Genomic DNA, 17524 nt, shown 5'->3' with positions numbered 1-17524 from the left:
ACGCGATCGACGATGTCGCCAAGCAGAGACATGGCTCAGGCCTCTTCCCAATAGGATTTGTGCGCTTCCCAGGTCGGATCAGCGTCCTGCAGGCGGATACGGCCGATGCGGTTGTTCTCGAGACCCCCGATATAGAGGTAGCCCTTGTGTTCGCGGACCGAGGTGATCGTTGGATGCGAAAGCCCGCCCGGATCCCAGAGCGATTCGGTCACGACGCCATTGTCGTCGAACTTGGCCACGCAACCGTAGTTGATCCCCGGGCACAGCCACTCGTCCGGTGGGATCTGCTTGACCATCCGGGTGCGAAAAACGGGATTGCGCATGGCAAGGTCATAGACCGGCGTGCGCAGGCCGACGAAGGCAAGCCAATATTTGCCATCCGAGGCGCGGTTGATGTTGTCGCAATAGCCTGGAAGGTTGTCGATCAGGATCTCGCTGGTGCCTGCCTTCGGGCCGGCGATCCAGTAGCGGTTGACCTGGCACAGCCAGGTGCTCGCCCACAGCACCGACCGGCCGTCATGCGAGATGCAGATGCCGTTGGGGAATGTCAGGTTTTTGAGGACGGTCTTGGTGGCGCCGGTTTTCGGATCGTGGCAGATCAGCCGGCCGTTGCCGCGGCCCTCAAAGCCGTCGAGCGCCCAGTCGGTCAGCTCGTAGCGCGTCGAGGCTTCGCTGAAGTAGATCTTGCCGTCGGGCGCGACGTCGAGATCGTCGGCGAGATAGAGCCGCGAGTCGTCCTTGAGGCGTGTACGCGTACGTGTGGTGCGGTCGGTGACCTTGAAGACCGATCGATCGGGCTTGACGCCATACACGCCCATCCCGGCGATGCAGACAAGGAGGTTCTGGTCCCGATCAAATGCCAACCCGAGGGGCCGGCCGCCGATGCGCGCGAACTCCTCACGCGCGGTATAGTCAGGCGCGAGGAAGCGAATGATCGAGCCGTTGCGGTTGACGGTATAGAGGTTGTCCTTGCGGTCGAGGATGACGTCCTCCGGGCCCTCGATCATGTTGAGCGCGATCGCCTCCGCATTCTTCAGGCGGTCGTTCTCCGCGAACGGCGTGCCGCTGCCGCGCTCGACCGACGGCGGGGGCTCGAAATCGACCCAGCTAGGGGTGACATAGACCTTTTGCAGCACCTTGCCCTTGTTCTTGACCCACTTCACATTGAAGCCGACCGCGAGCAGCAGGATGATGCCGATGATGGCGGTCGTCAGGTTGCCGGAAATCCCGAGCCGCACCATGCCGCTGGTGAGCATGAAGATGATCGCTGCGCCCATAACGGCGCGCGCGATGGTACCGCGGCCGCCGGCAAGACTGATGCCGCCAAGGACCACCGCGGCCAGCGCGTTGATCTCCCAGCCGACGCCGGTGTCGGTGCCCGAACTGCTTTGCCGAGCTGCATAAAGGATCCCCGCCAGTGCCGCGATTGCCCCTGACATCACATACGCCGAGAACAGCACGCGCTTGACGTTGACACCGGCGTGGCGGGCCGCCTTGCGGCTCGATCCAACCGCCATGATGTGGACGCCTGGCTTGATACGTGTGAGAAAGAAGTGTGTTCCGACGGCAAGCACGATCAATACCAGCATATTGACGGGAATGCCGAGAGCTCTGCCCGACCCCATGAAATCCCATGCACTGGACCCGCTATCGATGCTTGCGAGCTCATCCGTGAACGCAACCGTCACCTTGTTGTAGGCCGCGCGGACGATGATGAGGACGACCAGGGTCGTCAGGAACGGCCGGGTTTTGCCGTAGGCAATCAGGCCACCGTTGATCGCCCCCATTGCGGCGCCGAACAGGATGACAAGAACGATCATCAACGGCAGCGGCAGCCCGACAATGAGATACAGATAGAGTGCGAGGAAGTTCGACATCGCGAACACCGCGCCGACCGACAGATCGATGCCACCTGACAGCACCGAGAAGGCCATCGCGACCGCGACCATCCCCTGCTCCGCGAAGTTCCGCATCAGTTCCTGAAGGCTGCCCGCCGTCAGGTAGCGCGGGATCATCACCGCGAATGCCAGGAACACCGCGATCGTGAGCGTGAATGGAATGATCGGCTCCATCCACCGCTTCTCAAGCAGCTCACCCAGGAACAACTGGGGCGAATGGCGGTGCCAGGCTCGTTGCAGGCTTTTCATCAACAGACTCCGGCGGGTTCGGCGCAGGCGCGGCCGAACGGCGGGACGACGCAGGGAATGCGGATCGGCAACTCCGGGATGCCCGCGCCGCAGGGGGCGCGGGCGCCGGAACGTTTACTTCGCGCCCTTCGGGATGCTGAAGCAGTACATCCGATCGTCCTTCGACTTCACCCAGGCGGGGGTCGTGTAATAGGCGACGTTCTTCGAGCCCGGCTTGTCGCCGCTCTGCAAGAGCGCGATCACCGCGTCGGCAATGGTCTGTCCCTGCACGTCGGCGCGATACGACAGGTTCGCGGAGAACGCGCCCTGTTCCAGCAGATCGCAATCCGCGGGCTGCCCGTCGCTGGCAACGAACACCTTCACCTTGTCGCCCATGTTGGCCGCCTTGATCGCCTGCGCTGCGCCGGCAGTTTGCGGTCCCCAGACGCTGAGGATCCCGCACAGCTTGGGATGCTGCTGCAACACGGTGGTCGTGATATCGCCGGCCTTGTTGGCGTCCCAGCTTGTCGGCTGCGACGACACGACCTTGATCGACGGGTCGGTCTTGAACACTTCCATGGCGCCGTTCTTCATGTCGAGCGAATAGGCCGCGGTCGCCTCGCCTTCGAGGATCGCGATCTCCCCCGAACCCTTGCCGCCGCCGCACTGGTTGATCACCTCGCGGGCGATTTTGGTGCCGAGATCCTTGGCATCGACGCCGACATAGGCGTCGCTCAGGGTGTTCGACGCCATGTTGACCTGCACGACATAGATGCCCGCATCCATCGCACGCTTGAGCTCCTTGGCGAGCAGCGTGACGTTCGGATTTTGAACAACAAGCACATCAGGCTTTTCGTTGATGTAGTCGCTGACGGTCTGAAGCTGGATGTCGGACTTCATGTTGGCGTCACGCGTGACGAGCTTGATGCCGTAATCATCGAAACGGTCCTTCATCACGCGCGTCCACTCGGATTCCAGAACACCCATCCAGACTGGCGACCAGGCCACCGTCTTGCCCTTGAGCGCCTTGTCGAATTTCTCGCGCAACTGGTCGCGAGGCCCGGCCGCCCACGATGGCACCGTCACCAGCACGGCGGTTGCCACAATCGCCGCCAGTCCGAAGCCGGCGAGCGCCTTCCTGTGCACTGCTTTCGTCATGTTTCTTCCTCCCCTTCTATGCCGGCCGACTGTTGCGGCCCGTTGATGGAAACAGGGCTTCAATCGCCCTGCTTCGACGTCTCTTCGTCGCGCGGATGCAGGCGGGAATCGAGCAGGATTGCGATCAGCAACACAATTCCCTTGACGATATTCTGGGTCTGCACGTCCATGTCCATGATGGTCATGCCGTTCAGCAGCACGCCGATCAGTAGCGTTCCGGCGATGACGCTCATCACATTGCCGCGGCCGCCGACGAGGCTGACGCCACCGAGCACCACGACCATGATGACATCGAAAATGATCGTCGATTCCGCGACCTGGAGATGCATCAGCGCCGTCTGCGCGACCATCACGACGCCGCCGACGTAGCCGATCGCCGCACACAGCGCGTATTCGATCATGGTCAGCGGACGGGTCGGCAGACCGGTCTGGCGCGCGGCATCGGGGTTGTCGCCGTGGGCATAGACGAAGCGCCCGATGACCGTGCGCGACAGGAAGAGATGCACGACGAGCGCAGTGGCCGCGAAGATCAGGATCGAGATCGGGGCGCCCCCCCAGATGTTTCCGCCCAGCCGCAGGAACTCGTCGTGCCCCTTCGAAAGGTACACGACATAGTGCTGCACAGCCGTGGTGCGTACGATGCCCAACACTGCAAGGCTGGATGCGAGCGTCGTCAGCAGCGGCGGCATCTCGATCACCGAGATGAGAAACCCGTTCAGGACACCGATGGCAATTGCCATGACGAACCCGATCAGCAGCGCCACCGGCGTCGCATAGCCCGAGTTCATCAGAATGATCGCGATCGCGGTGGAGGCAGCGAAGGAGGCGACTTGCGACAGATCAAGTCCGCGGCCGATCACGACAACCGCCATGCCGAGCGCGAGAATGCCAAGTATCGAAATGTTACGCGCCAGCGCGAACAGATTGCCGAGCGTCAGGAAGCCCTTCAGGAAGATCGAGAAAACGACGATCAAGACCGCGCACATCGCTAGCACGGCGGTCGTCTGCGTCAATTTCGGCACGCGCGCGCCCGAAATGCCGGTCACCCGCCCCTCCCCAGATTGATTTGTTGGGAAGAAATTGGACAAAATGTATCCAGAAGTCAACGTTGGTATCCAAACAACCCAACGCCAGATGTCCAACGCAAATCACAATGGTCCGCTATATTGGATTAAATTCCATATATTTCAATATATTATAAGGGTGAAGCTGCATCTCACCGCTTGCTTCCCTTTGAGGTGCAGCGAAGCCAAAATGCGTCGATTGGATACATTCGATCGGTCCTGGTGTTGAAGGTCGCCCCCAGACGAGATGGATCCCGTGTCGAGCAGGGGCTGCGAGGTCGCCAGTCAGGCAAAATCAAATGCGCCTGATTGTGGAAGACGCACCGCCGCGCGACACGCCCACCAACACAAATCTTGATGGCGAGACTTCCAAGGACGCGCCTCCCAACGGATCTATTTCGCGTTCATCAATGGCAGTTCATGGCCGCGAATTGCCAAACCCTATCAGGGCTCGACCCATCGATATGACGGAGCCTTACGGATCCAACTGGCGCGGTGAGCTTATGGTGCGCCCGGATGGCTTACATCAAAGGGTTCGTAACGACCCCAAACAGGCGCTTGAGCTCGTCCTGCAGCCCTGCGTCCCGAACGTAATCAGCGACCGAAAAAATCAACAAAAACAATGAAGCTCGATCCTGATTGACCACCTTTATCGCCCTTTGTTCACGGGGTTTCGGTGGTCAATCGGTGGTTGGCGAAGCGCGATTCCAAATGCGCGTAGCGGATTTCTGCTCCGCGGGTTGCCGTTCGAATCCTGCCGGGATCGCCAGTCATGATTTCGACCTTCTAGATTTCAATGGCTTACGTTTGTTTTTGGCAAACTGGTTCGTTGGTTTGCCAATTCCTGTTCCGGAAATGATCTTCTCGCCCGCACTCTCCGCAAGCTTGATGCGGTTTGCTTCCTCGATATATCGCTGGGCCTCGCCGATCGTCTTCCAGCCGAACCACGCCATCAATTCCGGAGCTGTCGCACCGTTGAGCGCGTGGCGAACTGCTGCGGCCTTACGTAGCCCGTGAGCCGCGCATTGAGTCAAGCCCGCCTCATTGCATCGCTCACGAAACCAGTTGCCAAAAGCCGGCGGCGGTAAATGGCTTGTCGAAACTCGTGGTGAGAAACGTGAGCTGATCCGTCATCGGGTGCCGATCAAGCTCCGCTTCAAGTGCGGGCAACAGCGGGATGTCGAACTGTACATTCGTTTTCTGTCTGCGCATTGAGAGCTTGCCGGCCTTGATGTGCTGGCGCCCCATTCGAACGACGTCGGCGCGGGCGTGGCCCGTCTGCAGCAATAGCGCAATGGCGAGTCGAGCCTTTGTGCCCGATTCGTGCCGCTTCTCGTATTGAGCGATTTCCTCGTCCGACCAGGTGTGGTGCCCGCTCGACTTCTGGAGCTTGGCCAGCTTCACACTCGCAAGCGGGTCGACCTTCATCATTCCGAGCGCGAGGCAATGGTCGATCAAGCCACGAAGGGCCTTCCGCCAGTTGCGCTGTACGATCGCCGTCCTGCTATTCAGGATGTTCTGAAGAGCCTGAGCATGCATCAGTGCGATGCACTTGTTGCCGTGCTCTTCCCTAAAGCGCTCAAGGATTGCGCGCCTGCTTTGCTGCGTCGAGCCAGCCAGCGCCCTGAAGACGGTCGATTGATAGTAGCTGACGATTGCTGCGTTCACGCTGCCGGGAACGGTCCGGCTGCTACCAAGCTCGGGCGCAGTCCACTCGGCATTCAGCGCCACCTCGCGGGCTGCCGCACGTGGTTCGCTAATCTCGCGAAACCGAGGCCCAATGAAGGGGTGGATTCCGCGCTATCCCGTTGGCCACGGGGCAAATCAATACATCGATGCTGGGGCAGATGCGGGTCGCGCATCAATGGGTCGGTATCCAAGCTTTCCGGCTTTGGACCCCGGTGGAGCGTTCACGAAGTGGTGAGATCTGAGGCGACAGGGCCCGCCGATGCTGCCGGCGAGCCGAGGTATCAGCTTTCAGCCCATGGTCCCCTGAAACGTGTCCTGCGTCCCTGCCTGCTCGAGCAAGCCGTCATAGTCTCCGATGCCCGCCTCCGCCGGGTCGCCCTCGATGTCGCGTCGTCCGCCCGCGGCCCAGCGCTCCTGACTGTCATTCTAATCAAGACTACCAAGGCTCGGCTCAAGATCCGCAGTCATCTCGTGCTCGGCGTCGGGAGCTGCCGGCGCCTCAGTAAAGTAATGCCGGGACGCGTTCGTCTGGTCCAGCATGCGGTCGAAAGTCCCAAGGTCCATTTCCCGATCGTCGACTGAACCTCCACGGCCCGCACCGAGACCGGGAAACGCCTCCTGGAAGCCCAGCCACGGTTCTTCGTTGTCGTCCGCCTCACGCTCCATGTGGTTATCAGTGTCGTCGAAAAACCGGATCAGCCGGGCTATCTCGTCCATGGCCTCGCGGCGCAGGCGCCAGATGGCCTTGAATATCTGCTCTGGGGGAATGTCGGTGGAGCGGCAAACTGGCCCTTGGTCGGGCACACGCAAAGCTATGCTATTCTCAGAATCAACCTGAGGCATGGGTCACTCCATGTTTTGGGCTAGGCTCGTCGCGGTGTTGACGCACCGAGACGGGCCACTTGTTTTCCAAGCCGAATAAGCGTATTACGTTTTTATGAAGACGTCAAAGAAAAACGTAGTACGGAAAAAGCGAGGACGACCAGCCACAGGGCAAGACCCGGTGACTTCTATTCGTCTTTCCGTCGAGCTGCGCACTGCTATCGACGCTTGGGCCGCCGACCAGAGCGACTCACCTGTCCGCACAGAGGCCATCCGCCGGCTCGTCGAGATCGGCTTGGCGTCAGCCACTGCAGCCCGACCCAAAAGTGAAAGCCAGCGCCAGCGCGCTCGCGACATGGCAGACAAAGCAATCGACAAAATAGCGGACAGCACCGCCAGTTCGGAAGAGCAAGCCGACCGCAAGCGCCAGCTCGTCAAAGGGCCAGCCGAATTCCAAAAGGTGCGGCGCGATCGTAACCGGAAATGATCCGCCGAAAGGAGCCCCCTTCGTTTCTGGTAGGATCGAAAGCCGGCTCCATTCGTTGATCCGAAGGAGGTGCCGCAATGGCATACGATCGAGAGCGGAGAAGCACGCCGACAGGGGCAGAAAGAGAAGCTCGTAAGATCTTCAGGCAGGCGGAAGCCAAGGAAGCCTTGACTGATTACGCCAAGGCGCAAAAGGCATTCCACGAGAATCGAGAGCGCCTGAAGGCAGAACGGCTTGCGCGGGAGGCAGAAGCCGCAAACCGCACCAAAGCATGTTAAGCGCCTTCGGTTGGATGGCCATGGAGGCCAAAGTTTTGGTCTACCCGCGGCGGCGTAGCCAAGCTTGCCTGGCCCGGCCGCCCAGAGGCTATCCGCCGCTTGGTGGAATTGGGCCTGCAGACGAAATAGCTAGTCACTTGTGCTCGCCCGCAGGTTGCGGGAGACTGTCGCCCTTTCAGAATAATCATTTTCAGGGCGGCCGATATGAAAAGGTTCTTGGCGGTCACCGCGGTGGTAGCCGCGGCTACGATGATTTCATCGCAATGTTTTGCGCGAGCCGGCGGAGGCGGCCATTCCTACGGTGGTGGCGCAAGGTCGAGCGGCTCATTCCGGGCGGCCCCTGCCGTTCGCTCTACGCCGGTCTACCGAGTAGCGCCCGCCGCGCGAGTGTATGTAACCCGGCATCAATACATTCAGCCCAGGTACGTCCCGGCGACATACAGCAGGCCGACCCTGCAGCGGCCAATCTATGTGCCGCGCAATCCGATTTACGCCAACCCGGTACGTCGAGCGCCAGAACGGTTCGTGAGATTTCACGGTCGCACGATCGGTATCCCACCCTTAGCTGGACTGATTGCCCCTGCGATCCTGGATGTGCCTGATCTGGGCGAGATGATCGTTCCGCAGGATTTATACACAGTGGTCTATCCCCTCTTGATCTCGGATGATGAAGGCGACCGCGAGCGTGCATTCACAATGCTCAAAGAGCGCGCCGAACGCGACCCAGATAGTCGCCTCCACGAGTCGGCAACTGTCTCCGCACCACTAATGAAAGACCCCTGCCCCGATTGCCGAGACGACGGGGTGGAAGTGATCCACACTTGTCGACCGATCGGTGAATGCGACACGTCCGAGCGGCTCGTGAACCGCCGCAAAAATCCGATGTACCTTGCCCCGGAGCGAGGAGAGGATCGACGTGGACTGATTTTCTGACGATAGCCCTCCGCTGAATGAGATCTGAATGAGACCTTGGATCGGCGGCCTATGCGGCGCACTCGGCGGAGGGATCGGCGCTATGCTGGGAAGAGGCGATCCGCTTGATGCACTGTTAGGTGCAGCGGGAGGATTTCTTGGCGTCTTCTACGCCATGCGGAATTCGATCAAGCAGAGGCCGCCAACTGGGGCGCCATCAAGGGAAAGAAATGGACAGGGCAATTAAGGGCCGTTTGTTCGCATTGGCCGCGGTTGAGTTGGTAATAGGCGGCATGTGGCTGTTCGGCACACTCAACCCGGCGATTTTCGCTGTGCTGATGCTTGGTGTGCCTTGCCTAACTCTGACAGTTGCCCTGCCAATAGCGGACTTGATCAGGTCGAATCGTTCTTCAACTGCAAATAAGCCGTCCTCAAATCCAAACTAGACCGCCGTTCGTTGTTTATAGCCGCGTCCCCATGGCAAGCTCGGCATCTTCCATGCGAGCGCCCCATCTCCTAGCAGTGCCTGCACAAGCAGCATAACTGACCAAGCGAATGGCATTGCCCATCCGCCCTCCACGAACCAGAAGTTTTTGCGAACCATCCAGTAGTGAGTTGCGCCGAGCATCATTGGGAGCGTGTACAGGCTGACCCAACGGGTATAGATGCCCAGCAGTAGCAAAATTGCAGACGCGAATTCGGCGCTAATGGTATATGCAAGCACCCAGTCCGGGTAGCCGGCCTTAACAAGCCCACCCCACCAGACGCTGATCCCCCTTAGAAAAAATTTGCCGTACAGCGCAGCGATGAAGTATCCGCTAATAGTAACGCGCAATAGCAGCGCCGCATAAGGCGCGGTTCTTTGATCAATCATCTATCGCTCCTCAAAATCCGCGAAGCCAGCCAACTCTGCCTCGCGAATTGAAAATGACAACGACTAATCGGACTACGCAGCTTCCGTAAAACTACGGCAGCTTTAGCTTCAGACCGCCTCCGCCACCATGGGCAACTACCGGCCGCCCCCGCGCCATTAAGGCTTTAGGCAGAACCCGCTTCATTTCCGCAGCTATTCCGACCTGATCAGAACACTCAGTCGACGCGACTCAGGATTGGGCTCCGCTTTCGCGCAATTCCGCGCAACGGAGCGATCACATGACAAGCCCACAAGCCGCTGAGACTAGGCACTGTCGGAGGTGCGAGCTGGATCTTCCAACAGTCTCCTTCAATCGCGGCAAGCGACTGGAACTGCAGACCATGTGTAAGGCATGCATGTCGGATATATGCAACGGTCACGTTTTCACGATGAACCCAACTGAGGCTGCATCCTTTATGACTCGTCTCGAGGCTGGCGAAGCGCTTCGAACGATCACTGGCGGATTTGGCAATTCTCCAATCTGCTCAAAGAAAGCGTTCGCAAAACACTGTGAGTTGCATCCCGAGTGGGGCAACGAGGCGAAGATGCTGGCGGAGCAGAATCGGATAACGCTCAATTTCTTCTCCTTTCTCTCTCCAACTGGGCGAAGCTGCCCGCTGCGGCGTGCGCCATAGCGAGCGATAACTTCGGAAACTGTTCATGACCGACACCACCGCCGAGACAGCCCGCCTGATGAAGGTTGCAGAGGCGATCGTTCACGAAATGGACCGCCAAGGTGTTGCCGAGATGCTGGCTGAGCGAGGCTTCAAGATCATGGATCTTGCGAAGGTTGTCATGCGCGCGGCCGACGGTGACGTGATCCCGTTCCGGGGGCCGTGATGGCAGAAGACCAGCGCGTCCAGATTATCAAGCATACGACAGAGCAGGTACCTGACAGCGGCAGCTTCGAGGTAAAGCTTCCTGACAAGAGCTACTATTTCTACTGGGACGACAACGCGGGGCCGGCGATCTGTCAGTCAAGCGGACGACAGCCACCGGGCGTTGGAAAAGGCCAAGGCCTCCGCGCGTATGACGGGAGAGAGCCGATGGCTGAGATCGAGGTCTACACCGGCCGTTACGAGGCACGGCCGCCAGCCGGCCGGCTATCGGTTCAGGCACTTCACCCTGGTCTCCGAAACCGGAGCCCTGCTCTACGAGCTAAAGCTAAACGAGCAGCTGATCTAACCAGCGGCGCTGGAGAGGGCTCGCGCCACCGCCGAGCAACGCAATTCCGGATCATCGTGGAGCCGTAAGTCTCAGGCGGCAACGCTGAAAATGGCCATTTAGTTGGAAAGATGCATAGCCGGGAAAATTAAGCAATCGGGTGAAGGCACACACGGTCCTGCCCCCGACCGCCCTCACCGTCAGTCCCAGCGCTCTTCCTCGGGGCGCTGGGACTTATTTGCAAAATAGAAGGGGTGCTCGGGAAGGATGACCGGCCGCTGACCGCTTTCGCCGGCATCTGGACCGAGTTCAAGGGCGATCGTGGGACGAAGTCGAAGCCGATGCCAGGCCCCCATCTCGTCTACGGATTCCTGACGACAACACCGAACGCGATCGTCGAGCCCATCCACCCTAAGAGCTATGCCCGTGATCCTGACGACCGAGGAGCGCGACGTCTGGATGCGGGCGCCATGGGATGAGGCGAAGATGCTGCAACGGCCGCTGTCCGACGACGCCCTGAAGATTGTGCTGCGCGGACCTGACAAAGAAGATCGTTTGTCGGCTGTTTAAGCTCTCAAAGCGGGTCGGTGCCCGAGGCGATCGACGGTGGACTTTCCAGGTTCGCCGTGCATACGATTGAGGAAGCGTGACGGCGCTCCGGGCCGTCGATGCTCTCGGTTGTCGACTAGTCCTCGCCGGCATCACTTGGAGTCCGGCCAGAACTTGTGTCGGCCTGAATTCGGATGGAGCGCATGGGTATCTTCGGTAGACAGCAAGGAACTCTAGTCTCCATCCATGAGGACAACGCGAATACGAAGGACTGGCTCATTCTTCTGGAAGCCGCCACCATCGTGGGGCACGAACGCGAAAAGCTGCGTGTTGCCCTCACTACGAAGGACCGGCAGCTGGTGAAGAAGCGAAGGCTTTTTCGTAAGCCCGAATACTTCATCATTCTGGACGGCTATGATCCGCGGATCCATGCGCTTTATTTCTGCCCCCAGCTCTACAAGCATGAGGATGGCAGTCTCGTCCCATTGACCGGACCTGAGATCGGCCAATTGATGGCGAAGGCGCTGGAGGGCGGAGCCATTGAAAAGGCGCCCTGGTACGCCCCAAACGATTGCCTGCCCGCCGATCCCGTGATTAAGGCTTCGTCCAAGATGGAATTCGACAGCCTCGTGGTCGAGCCACCGGGCACGAGGGCAGACAAGATGCTGCGCGCTGTCGGGTCTCCCGACAAGACCTGACGCCCCCTTTCAGGCCTTGCTGTCGTAACCCTGTTCAGCCTTTTCGGTTTGGTGCTGTCCATCGCACTAGCGCGATACGGGATCGACATCGCCGCTGTCCTGTAACGAACATCGCATAGCGCTATTCCAGCGGCGGGACGATTGCCCGTATCTTTACGGTACGGGCGGCTGCGTCGAATTGCTAAATCGCGCTCATGCCGACAAGCTATATCCACCGAGGCGTTACGTTCCGTGTGACACGCCAATACGACGATCAATTCGAGATCATCATCGAGCTGGGTGAAGAGGTGCTACATAGCACCGTGCGCACGAGGTTGCCCGAGCTGGCAAAGCGGCGCGCTGAAATGCTCATCAACCGAAAACCGAGAGATAGACTCAAGCCGGTATGAGCGCCCTGGAGGGCAAGTCGACGGAAATTCCACAATGCAGATGAAGGGCGATCGTCCCTACTCCGACCCTGAGAAAGCCGCCCGCCGGATCATGGAGCACGCCCGCGCGTTCGAGCCGATCCAGGTTGGCAGGATCTACATTGAGAAGATCAATTATCCGATGCTCTACCAGGACAAGGCGACGCCAGCCGAGTATTGGGCCGGCCTTCAGCATGCGATCAGCCAAGGCTGGCTCGAGTACCCGAGAGCGGGACGTTCGTGAGGATGAAGCAGGAGGGGAAAGACCTGTTCGCGTGATGCGCTAAACCAGCGATCCCGGCGCCTAACGCAAGTGCCGAGGATCGCTACTCCCGGGCATTTCGTGGCAGAGACCACGGGAGCTTGGACTACGCGTAGTGCCGTTCGTTCCTACGATCATGTCCGGAAAAGAAACGGCCCCAGCGAGCGGTACATGCGCCGGGGCCAAAGGTCTGCTTGTCCGAGCTATCCTGCGCACAAGATGGACGCCGCCTGCATTTACACATGTAAAAAAACGGCCCCAGCACCTCTGGGGACCAAGAGGCTGGTGCTGGAGCCGCCACCCGATCCGCCGATCGGTGCTTGAACCTTGCACCCGGCTCAAATTTCTCGCTATGGCCCGCCTGCAACACTGCTGCTTATTGGGAAAAGTTCGTCAGGATACTCCAGCCGGGCAAAGACCTGTTCGCCTAAAGTCGATACTCGCGATTCACATACTTCAATGTCGGGTGCGTCATTCTGCGAGCTAGCTAACGACCTGGTTTTTACAGGTGGTGCTTGCAATGGAAATTATTGGACGCCGGATGCAAGGTCGGTTCCTCGTTCGGCAAGGTGGTAAAGGCTGGATGGTTTACGATAGCGAACTCAAAGGACCAGCCCAGATAGAAAAGGACGGGGCATTCGGAGAGAAGCTGACAAAAGAAGAGGCCGAGGCTCTGGCGAAGCGGCTGGCGACTCGCAAACCGGACCAATTCTCTTGAAGAGCGCCTATCGAGAGAGCCAAGGAGCTACGCGATCAGACCGCAGCGCTACCAGGGGAAAGCCAGTATGGATACGGTCTCACGAAGGGCAAACACTTCGACAATCCGCCCAAGCGGGCGCGAGCCAGGTTGCGCCAGTTGTCCGCCGGACTGAGGCAGGCGAAACGAGCTCCAGACAGAGAAGCCGAGCAAGTCGTGCTGTCCGATGGCCGCATGTCAACTGGTGGACAAGAGCAACGATGCCTTCCAGATCATCGACAACGACGAGATCATCAAGCGCATCTAATGGCTGAGATCGAGGTCTACACTACCCGCTATGAGCGCCAGCATGGGCATGCGCCGGCCGGGCGCCGGTTCTGGCTCTTCACGTTCGTCTCGGAGACCGGAGCGATCCTTTATGAGTTCAAGCCCGGTGAGCAGCTGATCTACCCGGTCGCGCTGGAGCGAGCCAAGGCCGCCGCCGAGCAGCGGAAGGCATTCCGGATCATCGTGGAACCGTAGCCGACTGATTCGACTCCGCAGACCCCGCCGCCTATCTTCCCCGCGGTGGCGCCACCGTTGTGGAGTTGCGTATGCGTCGGACCGGCGGGATTCCCTCGATCGTTCCCTCAATCGATCAGACCGTCTACCTGATCGCCGATGACTTCGGCCCGATCGGCCGGGCATGGCGGGAAGCCGACCTGGAGGCCACCGACCTCGAGGTTCATCCAGGACCTGATGGCCGGGAGTACGCCGACCCGATCAGGGTCATCGGCTTCAACACCGCCGAACGCTGGTCCGAGGACGTCTCCGAAGACGTCGCCCGGGAGATCCAGCGCCGCTGCGACCTGCAGCAGACCGAGGTGCCGGCGCGGCTGCTGGGCTTCATTGACCGGCACATCGGCGATCGACGGCAGCTGAGCTTGCGCCTGGTCTGAACAGGAAGAAGGGCCGGCGGTAAGCTTCCCAGGGAGGGCGCCATGGACAGCCTTCACTATGCTGCCGAGGCAGCTCGGCACCGGAAAGTGGCGGAGGAGTTCCGGATGATGGCCGCCACTACACCCCATGTGGCCTTGCGAGAGCAATATCTGGCGCTGGCAAAGGGCTACGACCAGTTAGCGGAAAACGAGGATATGGTGGCTGCCAATCTGTCGAAAATTTCAGACTGAGACAGTACCGCGACTCCACAGAATATCCCCTGCTTGTCCGCAGCAAATCCACAGCAGCTCCGGGGCGATTTGCTCAACGGGCTTCAACACTTGCCGCGCACGCGTCCACAGGCCTCGCACCGATCAGGCAGGCCGGAAACGAGACTGAGAGAGCCTATCGGCGTCGCACTTGGAGAAGCGACGCAAGCTGATGGATGAGTGAGCGGAGTATTGCAGCAGCGCGAAGTAGAGCTGGCTAAACTTTCTGATCGCTGCGCCTGCGCGGCTCTAAGTAAAATGAGTAATTCGCACAACTTGAGTGATTCTCAAAAAATTTCAACGACTTAAGGCACGTTATAGCAGCCAAACTGCCCATTCGCTAGTTGTGGACCGTCACCGCCCGACCCGTGGCTCCTATCGGTGATGAGATCGCCGCTTTGCGCTCCCGCCTTCTCCAACAGAAAGGTGCAGCGTGATCAAGCGTCGCAACCGAACCAAGCACACCAAGACATTCGAAGAGCGATTGGCTGAAGAGGCCACGAAGTTCAAAGAAGCTGCAGCAGAACTACCTCCAGGCACCCAGCGCGAGCTATATCTTAGACGTGCCCGTCAGGCGGAAACGGCCTCGCACATCAATGAGTGGCTGAGATCGCCAGGACTACAGCCGCCCAAGACGCTGGGCACTTTGCAGGAAGGTTTAAAGGTGAATCGCGGTCCAGGGGACGGCGCCTCGGATTAGAAACAAGGCGAACGTTAGTGTATTGAACGAAATGGCCCAATCGTTCGGTACATCCTTCACCGTCGTCGAGGTAACTGGCGATGACAGGCGAACGCAAATTTGGATAGCGCTGGCAAAGCCAAGCCAAGCGACCACCCTCGTGCTTGCCGCCGTCCCAGAGGGCTGGACTGCGGACGTGTTGGACATTCTACTGATGCCAGAGCAGCAGAAAATGTTCGCGGATCTGCATCTGGAGCCGGGCGACGTTCATAGGATTGATCGCGACTAAAGTCCTAACGCCGGGGCGTCTACGCTCCCACCGAGGGGCTCACCAACGGAACGCGCTCGCTCGAAAACAGAGTGCCGGTCGCTTCAGCGCAACCGCGATGCGGTTAGCACTCGCCTTGCCGGCAATCATAACCTTTAGTCTCTCGATTTCTTCAGGTGTCCATCGTCGATGACGCATTTGCCTCCGTAATTGGGCCTTTGAATTCACAAGGCGGCTTCGATGCCAGTGGGGCAAAAACGGAGCCACCGCTATGGCCGCTCTCCTCGTGGCGCACGGCTTAACGGGATCTCGACCGCGTCGTCACTAGCGACTTCTTCATTGCCGATCCGAGCCGACGCTCCACTTGCTTGCGGCTATTGCCGACCTTCTTGACCGCCTTCTTGACGGAGGCCGCAGACTTCCCCGTCTTTTTCGCCTCATAGCTTACCTCGTAGCCCTGCCCACCAGCGACGCGTGCCCTGTCCTGCTTGCGGCCCCGGGCCGTTTGCTTCTTCGCTTTCTTTGCCATTCCGGCCTCCCTCATCCGCCGCATTCCTTGCGGCAAATCCGGGAACAGCGACTCACCGGCCTTGGCTCCTAAGCTGCATAGCGGGCATAACCCTTGGCTCCGCCGAGGGGCGATTGACGCAGATGCTATAACTGGCCGTGTCGATTGATTCGAGACCAGATCATGAAGAACAATGCTCAACGTCGCCTGCCTCTGCAGGCCTCACGGCCCGCTTATCGCACCCTGAAGGGCTGGGCGCTCAGCACCCTCATCGAGCATCACGCGGTGCGCGAGTGCGAACACCACGGCCATGCCATCGACCGCGCCGATCCAGAGGCACGGAACCGGGCCCGCGAGGCAGCTTGGAACCATCCCTTCCCCGGGACCACGCCTGAGCAGAGCCAGGCCGCGATCGACGAAGTGCTGCGCAGCGTCGGCGACACCTGCCCGGAATGCTGACCGGCGGACTCCACTTCCCGCGACCCCTGCCTATATTCGGGTCATTGGGTACAAGTGGAGTTTTGAGTATGGCCCCGCGTGCCAATTGGAAGGGGCTTTTTAAGGCTGTCACCTGTCACGTGCCCGGTCGCATTGTTCCCGGCGACGTCTGAAGCCGACAAGATCAGCTTCAACCGGATCAACAAGAATACCGGCCATCGGATCCGCTACCTCAAGGTTGACGCCGACACCGGCGAAGAGGTCGCCAACGAAGACATCATCAAAGGCTATCAGGTCGACAAGGATCAGTACCTCGAGGTCACCAAGGACGAGCTTGAGAACATTGCCCTCGAATCCACGCGCACGATCGAGATCGATGAGTTCGTTCCGAAGAAGGAGATCGATGATCTTTACATGGTCCGCCCCTATTACATTGTGCCCGACGGCAAGCTTGGCCACGACGCCTATGCCGTCATCCGGGAAGCCATCCGCTCGCTCGACAAGGTCGCCCTCGCCCGCGTCGTGCTGACCAACGGCGAGCATGTCATTGCGCTGGAGGCCCGGGACAAGGGTCTGATGGGCAAGTGTTGCGCTACCCCTATGAAGTACTCGATTCAGGCGAATATTTCGACGACATCCAGGATGTGAAGATCACCAAGGATATGCTGGATCTGGCCAAGCACATCGTCGAGCAGAAGTCGGGACACTTCGAGCCGGACAAATTCGAGGACCACTACGAGCAGGCGCTGCAGGAGCTGCTCGACCAGAAGCGCAAGGGGCAGCCCATTGCAGCGACGCGGAAGCCCGCACCGAGCAACGTGTTCAACCTGATAGACGCCTTGAAGCAAAGCATTCAGAGCGGCGGCAAGGCGGCGCCGGCGGCGAAATCCACCAAGGCGAAAAAGGCTCCGGCCAAGCCGCGGCGCAAAGCGGGTTAGTGCCCTGCAACCACGATTCTGACCGGTTCGCGGATTCCCCTAGCGGCTACCGCGCGACCTTGATCCCAATCAGGAAGGCGACGAAGAGCGACTGCAAGGGCGCCTTCATGCCGCATCCATTCTTCCGCGGCGTCCGGGAGGACCTATGAGTGAGCCAGCATGCGTCCTTTGCGAGGGCACCGGCTGGGTATGCGAGAACCACACCAGATCAGCCTTGGATCGGACCGACCTCGGGCAGGAACCCATTCTTGTCTTGCTGCCACTTGACCAAAACCCATCA

At 59.6% G+C, this 17524-nt stretch carries 21 protein-coding genes and 2 pseudogenes; 16 read left to right on the top strand and 7 right to left on the bottom strand.

Going from position 1 to position 17524, the window contains the following annotated elements:
* Positions 1 to 35: 35 nt before the first annotated feature.
* From XH92_RS14330 to XH92_RS14320, 3 genes are all read right to left on the bottom strand, one after another.
* Positions 36 to 2147, bottom strand: a complete 2112-nt coding sequence (locus XH92_RS14330; protein ID WP_194459776.1) for an SMP-30/gluconolactonase/LRE family protein — start codon at positions 2145 to 2147, stop codon at positions 36 to 38.
* Positions 2148 to 2261: 114 nt separating this feature from the next.
* On the bottom strand, positions 2262 to 3284 hold the full coding sequence (locus XH92_RS14325) for a sugar ABC transporter substrate-binding protein (RefSeq protein ID WP_194459775.1): 1023 nt from the start codon (positions 3282 to 3284) through the stop codon (positions 2262 to 2264).
* A 59-nt stretch (positions 3285 to 3343) separates the two neighbouring features.
* A complete protein-coding gene (locus tag XH92_RS14320; RefSeq protein ID WP_194459774.1) occupies positions 3344 to 4330 on the bottom strand; it encodes an ABC transporter permease in 987 nt (328 codons plus the stop codon).
* A 317-nt stretch (positions 4331 to 4647) separates the two neighbouring features.
* Here XH92_RS14320 and XH92_RS14315 point away from each other — a divergent pair, with 317 nt between their 5' ends.
* Positions 4648 to 4974, top strand: a complete 327-nt coding sequence (locus tag XH92_RS14315) for a hypothetical protein (protein ID WP_194459773.1) — start codon at positions 4648 to 4650, stop codon at positions 4972 to 4974.
* A gap of 13 nt (positions 4975 to 4987) precedes the next feature.
* On the top strand, positions 4988 to 5365 hold the full coding sequence (locus XH92_RS14310; protein ID WP_194459772.1) for a hypothetical protein: 378 nt from the start codon (positions 4988 to 4990) through the stop codon (positions 5363 to 5365).
* A gap of 36 nt (positions 5366 to 5401) precedes the next feature.
* Here the strand turns inward: XH92_RS14310 and XH92_RS14305 are convergent, their stop codons facing one another.
* Together XH92_RS14305 and XH92_RS14300 are read right to left on the bottom strand one after the other, a co-directional pair.
* Positions 5402 to 6079, bottom strand: a complete 678-nt coding sequence (locus tag XH92_RS14305) for a hypothetical protein (protein ID WP_194459771.1) — start codon at positions 6077 to 6079, stop codon at positions 5402 to 5404.
* A 384-nt stretch (positions 6080 to 6463) separates the two neighbouring features.
* On the bottom strand, positions 6464 to 6880 hold the full coding sequence (locus XH92_RS14300; protein ID WP_194459770.1) for a hypothetical protein: 417 nt from the start codon (positions 6878 to 6880) through the stop codon (positions 6464 to 6466).
* 160 nt (positions 6881 to 7040) lie between these two features.
* Here XH92_RS14300 and XH92_RS14295 point away from each other — a divergent pair, with 160 nt between their 5' ends.
* The 3 genes from XH92_RS14295 (at position 7041) to XH92_RS14285 (ending at position 8557) form a co-directional block, all read left to right on the top strand.
* Entirely contained in the window at positions 7041 to 7346 is a 306-nt protein-coding gene (locus XH92_RS14295) for a hypothetical protein (protein WP_246788417.1), read from the top strand.
* A gap of 77 nt (positions 7347 to 7423) precedes the next feature.
* Positions 7424 to 7624 (top strand): hypothetical protein, encoded by a 201-nt coding sequence (locus XH92_RS14290; protein WP_194459768.1) that lies wholly within the window; start codon positions 7424 to 7426, stop codon positions 7622 to 7624.
* A 594-nt stretch (positions 7625 to 8218) separates the two neighbouring features.
* Positions 8219 to 8557, top strand: coding sequence for a hypothetical protein (locus XH92_RS14285; RefSeq protein ID WP_194459767.1), 339 nt, complete (start codon positions 8219 to 8221; stop codon positions 8555 to 8557).
* A gap of 421 nt (positions 8558 to 8978) precedes the next feature.
* Here the strand turns inward: XH92_RS14285 and XH92_RS14280 are convergent, their stop codons facing one another.
* Positions 8979 to 9410, bottom strand: a complete 432-nt coding sequence (locus tag XH92_RS14280; RefSeq protein ID WP_194459766.1) for a DoxX family protein — start codon at positions 9408 to 9410, stop codon at positions 8979 to 8981.
* A 699-nt stretch (positions 9411 to 10109) separates the two neighbouring features.
* Here XH92_RS14280 and XH92_RS14275 point away from each other — a divergent pair.
* The 9 genes and pseudogenes from XH92_RS14275 (at position 10110) to XH92_RS14235 (ending at position 15381) form a co-directional block, all read left to right on the top strand.
* Positions 10110 to 10289, top strand: coding sequence for a hypothetical protein (locus tag XH92_RS14275; RefSeq protein ID WP_194459765.1), 180 nt, complete (start codon positions 10110 to 10112; stop codon positions 10287 to 10289).
* A gap of 590 nt (positions 10290 to 10879) precedes the next feature.
* Positions 10880 to 11183: pseudogene (locus tag XH92_RS42970) on the top strand (SOS response-associated peptidase family protein); the annotation flags it as partial.
* A 182-nt stretch (positions 11184 to 11365) separates the two neighbouring features.
* Entirely contained in the window at positions 11366 to 11860 is a 495-nt protein-coding gene (locus XH92_RS14265; protein WP_194459764.1) for a hypothetical protein, read from the top strand.
* Between the two features lie 423 nt (positions 11861 to 12283).
* The gene (locus XH92_RS14260; RefSeq protein WP_246788415.1) at positions 12284 to 12511 is read left to right on the top strand and encodes a hypothetical protein; all 228 of its coding nucleotides are present in this window, start codon (positions 12284 to 12286) and stop codon (positions 12509 to 12511) included.
* Between the two features lie 538 nt (positions 12512 to 13049).
* A complete protein-coding gene (locus tag XH92_RS14255; RefSeq protein WP_194461723.1) occupies positions 13050 to 13247 on the top strand; it encodes a hypothetical protein in 198 nt (65 codons plus the stop codon).
* 285 nt (positions 13248 to 13532) lie between these two features.
* Positions 13533 to 13748, top strand: a complete 216-nt coding sequence (locus XH92_RS14250) for a hypothetical protein (RefSeq protein WP_194459763.1) — start codon at positions 13533 to 13535, stop codon at positions 13746 to 13748.
* Between the two features lie 71 nt (positions 13749 to 13819).
* On the top strand, positions 13820 to 14164 hold the full coding sequence (locus tag XH92_RS14245; RefSeq protein ID WP_194459762.1) for a hypothetical protein: 345 nt from the start codon (positions 13820 to 13822) through the stop codon (positions 14162 to 14164).
* 42 nt (positions 14165 to 14206) lie between these two features.
* Positions 14207 to 14395 carry a hypothetical protein gene (locus XH92_RS14240; RefSeq protein ID WP_194459761.1) on the top strand — a complete coding sequence of 63 codons (189 nt, stop codon included), beginning with the start codon at positions 14207 to 14209 and terminating at the stop codon, positions 14393 to 14395.
* Between the two features lie 749 nt (positions 14396 to 15144).
* On the top strand, positions 15145 to 15381 hold the full coding sequence (locus XH92_RS14235; protein ID WP_194461260.1) for a hypothetical protein: 237 nt from the start codon (positions 15145 to 15147) through the stop codon (positions 15379 to 15381).
* Positions 15382 to 15658: 277 nt separating this feature from the next.
* Here XH92_RS14235 and XH92_RS14230 read toward each other — a convergent pair whose 3' ends face one another.
* On the bottom strand, positions 15659 to 15904 hold the full coding sequence (locus tag XH92_RS14230; RefSeq protein WP_194459760.1) for a DUF3606 domain-containing protein: 246 nt from the start codon (positions 15902 to 15904) through the stop codon (positions 15659 to 15661).
* Positions 15905 to 16051: 147 nt separating this feature from the next.
* On the opposite strand from XH92_RS14230, the gene XH92_RS14225 reads away from it, so the two are divergent.
* Complete coding sequence (locus XH92_RS14225) at positions 16052 to 16327, top strand: hypothetical protein (protein WP_194459759.1); 276 nt, start codon at positions 16052 to 16054, stop codon at positions 16325 to 16327.
* A 68-nt stretch (positions 16328 to 16395) separates the two neighbouring features.
* A pseudogene (locus XH92_RS14220) lies at positions 16396 to 17244 on the top strand (Ku protein).
* Positions 17245 to 17524: the final 280 nt, after the last annotated feature.

Source organism: Bradyrhizobium sp. CCBAU 53421 (genome assembly GCF_015291625.1).
Lineage (GTDB): Bacteria > Pseudomonadota > Alphaproteobacteria > Rhizobiales > Xanthobacteraceae > Bradyrhizobium.
Note: the sequence above shows the minus strand (reverse complement) of the source record. Positions and strands in the feature narration are given on the sequence as shown.

Bases quoted from the DNA above. Each gene is read 5' to 3' on its own strand.
- XH92_RS14265 (WP_194459764.1), top strand. From the start codon at position 11,366: ATGGGTATCTTCGGTAGACAGCAAGGAACTCTAGTCTCCATCCATGAG.
- XH92_RS14240 (WP_194459761.1), top strand. From the start codon at position 14,207: ATGGACAGCCTTCACTATGCTGCCGAGGCAGCTCGGCACCGGAAAGTG.
- XH92_RS14315 (WP_194459773.1), top strand. From the start codon at position 4,648: ATGCGCCTGATTGTGGAAGACGCACCGCCGCGCGACACGCCCACCAAC.
- XH92_RS14275 (WP_194459765.1), top strand. From the start codon at position 10,110: ATGACCGACACCACCGCCGAGACAGCCCGCCTGATGAAGGTTGCAGAG.
- XH92_RS14300 (WP_194459770.1), bottom strand. From the start codon at position 6,880: ATGCCTCAGGTTGATTCTGAGAATAGCATAGCTTTGCGTGTGCCCGAC.
- XH92_RS14245 (WP_194459762.1), top strand. From the start codon at position 13,820: ATGCGTCGGACCGGCGGGATTCCCTCGATCGTTCCCTCAATCGATCAG.
- XH92_RS14235 (WP_194461260.1), top strand. From the start codon at position 15,145: ATGGCCCAATCGTTCGGTACATCCTTCACCGTCGTCGAGGTAACTGGC.
- XH92_RS14290 (WP_194459768.1), top strand. From the start codon at position 7,424: ATGGCATACGATCGAGAGCGGAGAAGCACGCCGACAGGGGCAGAAAGA.
- XH92_RS14225 (WP_194459759.1), top strand. From the start codon at position 16,052: ATGAAGAACAATGCTCAACGTCGCCTGCCTCTGCAGGCCTCACGGCCC.
- XH92_RS14280 (WP_194459766.1), bottom strand. From the start codon at position 9,410: ATGATTGATCAAAGAACCGCGCCTTATGCGGCGCTGCTATTGCGCGTT.
- XH92_RS14255 (WP_194461723.1), top strand. From the start codon at position 13,050: ATGGAAATTATTGGACGCCGGATGCAAGGTCGGTTCCTCGTTCGGCAA.
- XH92_RS14330 (WP_194459776.1), bottom strand. From the start codon at position 2,147: ATGAAAAGCCTGCAACGAGCCTGGCACCGCCATTCGCCCCAGTTGTTC.
- XH92_RS14250 (WP_194459763.1), top strand. From the start codon at position 13,533: ATGGCTGAGATCGAGGTCTACACTACCCGCTATGAGCGCCAGCATGGG.
- XH92_RS14325 (WP_194459775.1), bottom strand. From the start codon at position 3,284: ATGACGAAAGCAGTGCACAGGAAGGCGCTCGCCGGCTTCGGACTGGCG.
- XH92_RS14260 (WP_246788415.1), top strand. From the start codon at position 12,284: ATGCAGATGAAGGGCGATCGTCCCTACTCCGACCCTGAGAAAGCCGCC.
- XH92_RS14230 (WP_194459760.1), bottom strand. From the start codon at position 15,904: ATGAGGGAGGCCGGAATGGCAAAGAAAGCGAAGAAGCAAACGGCCCGG.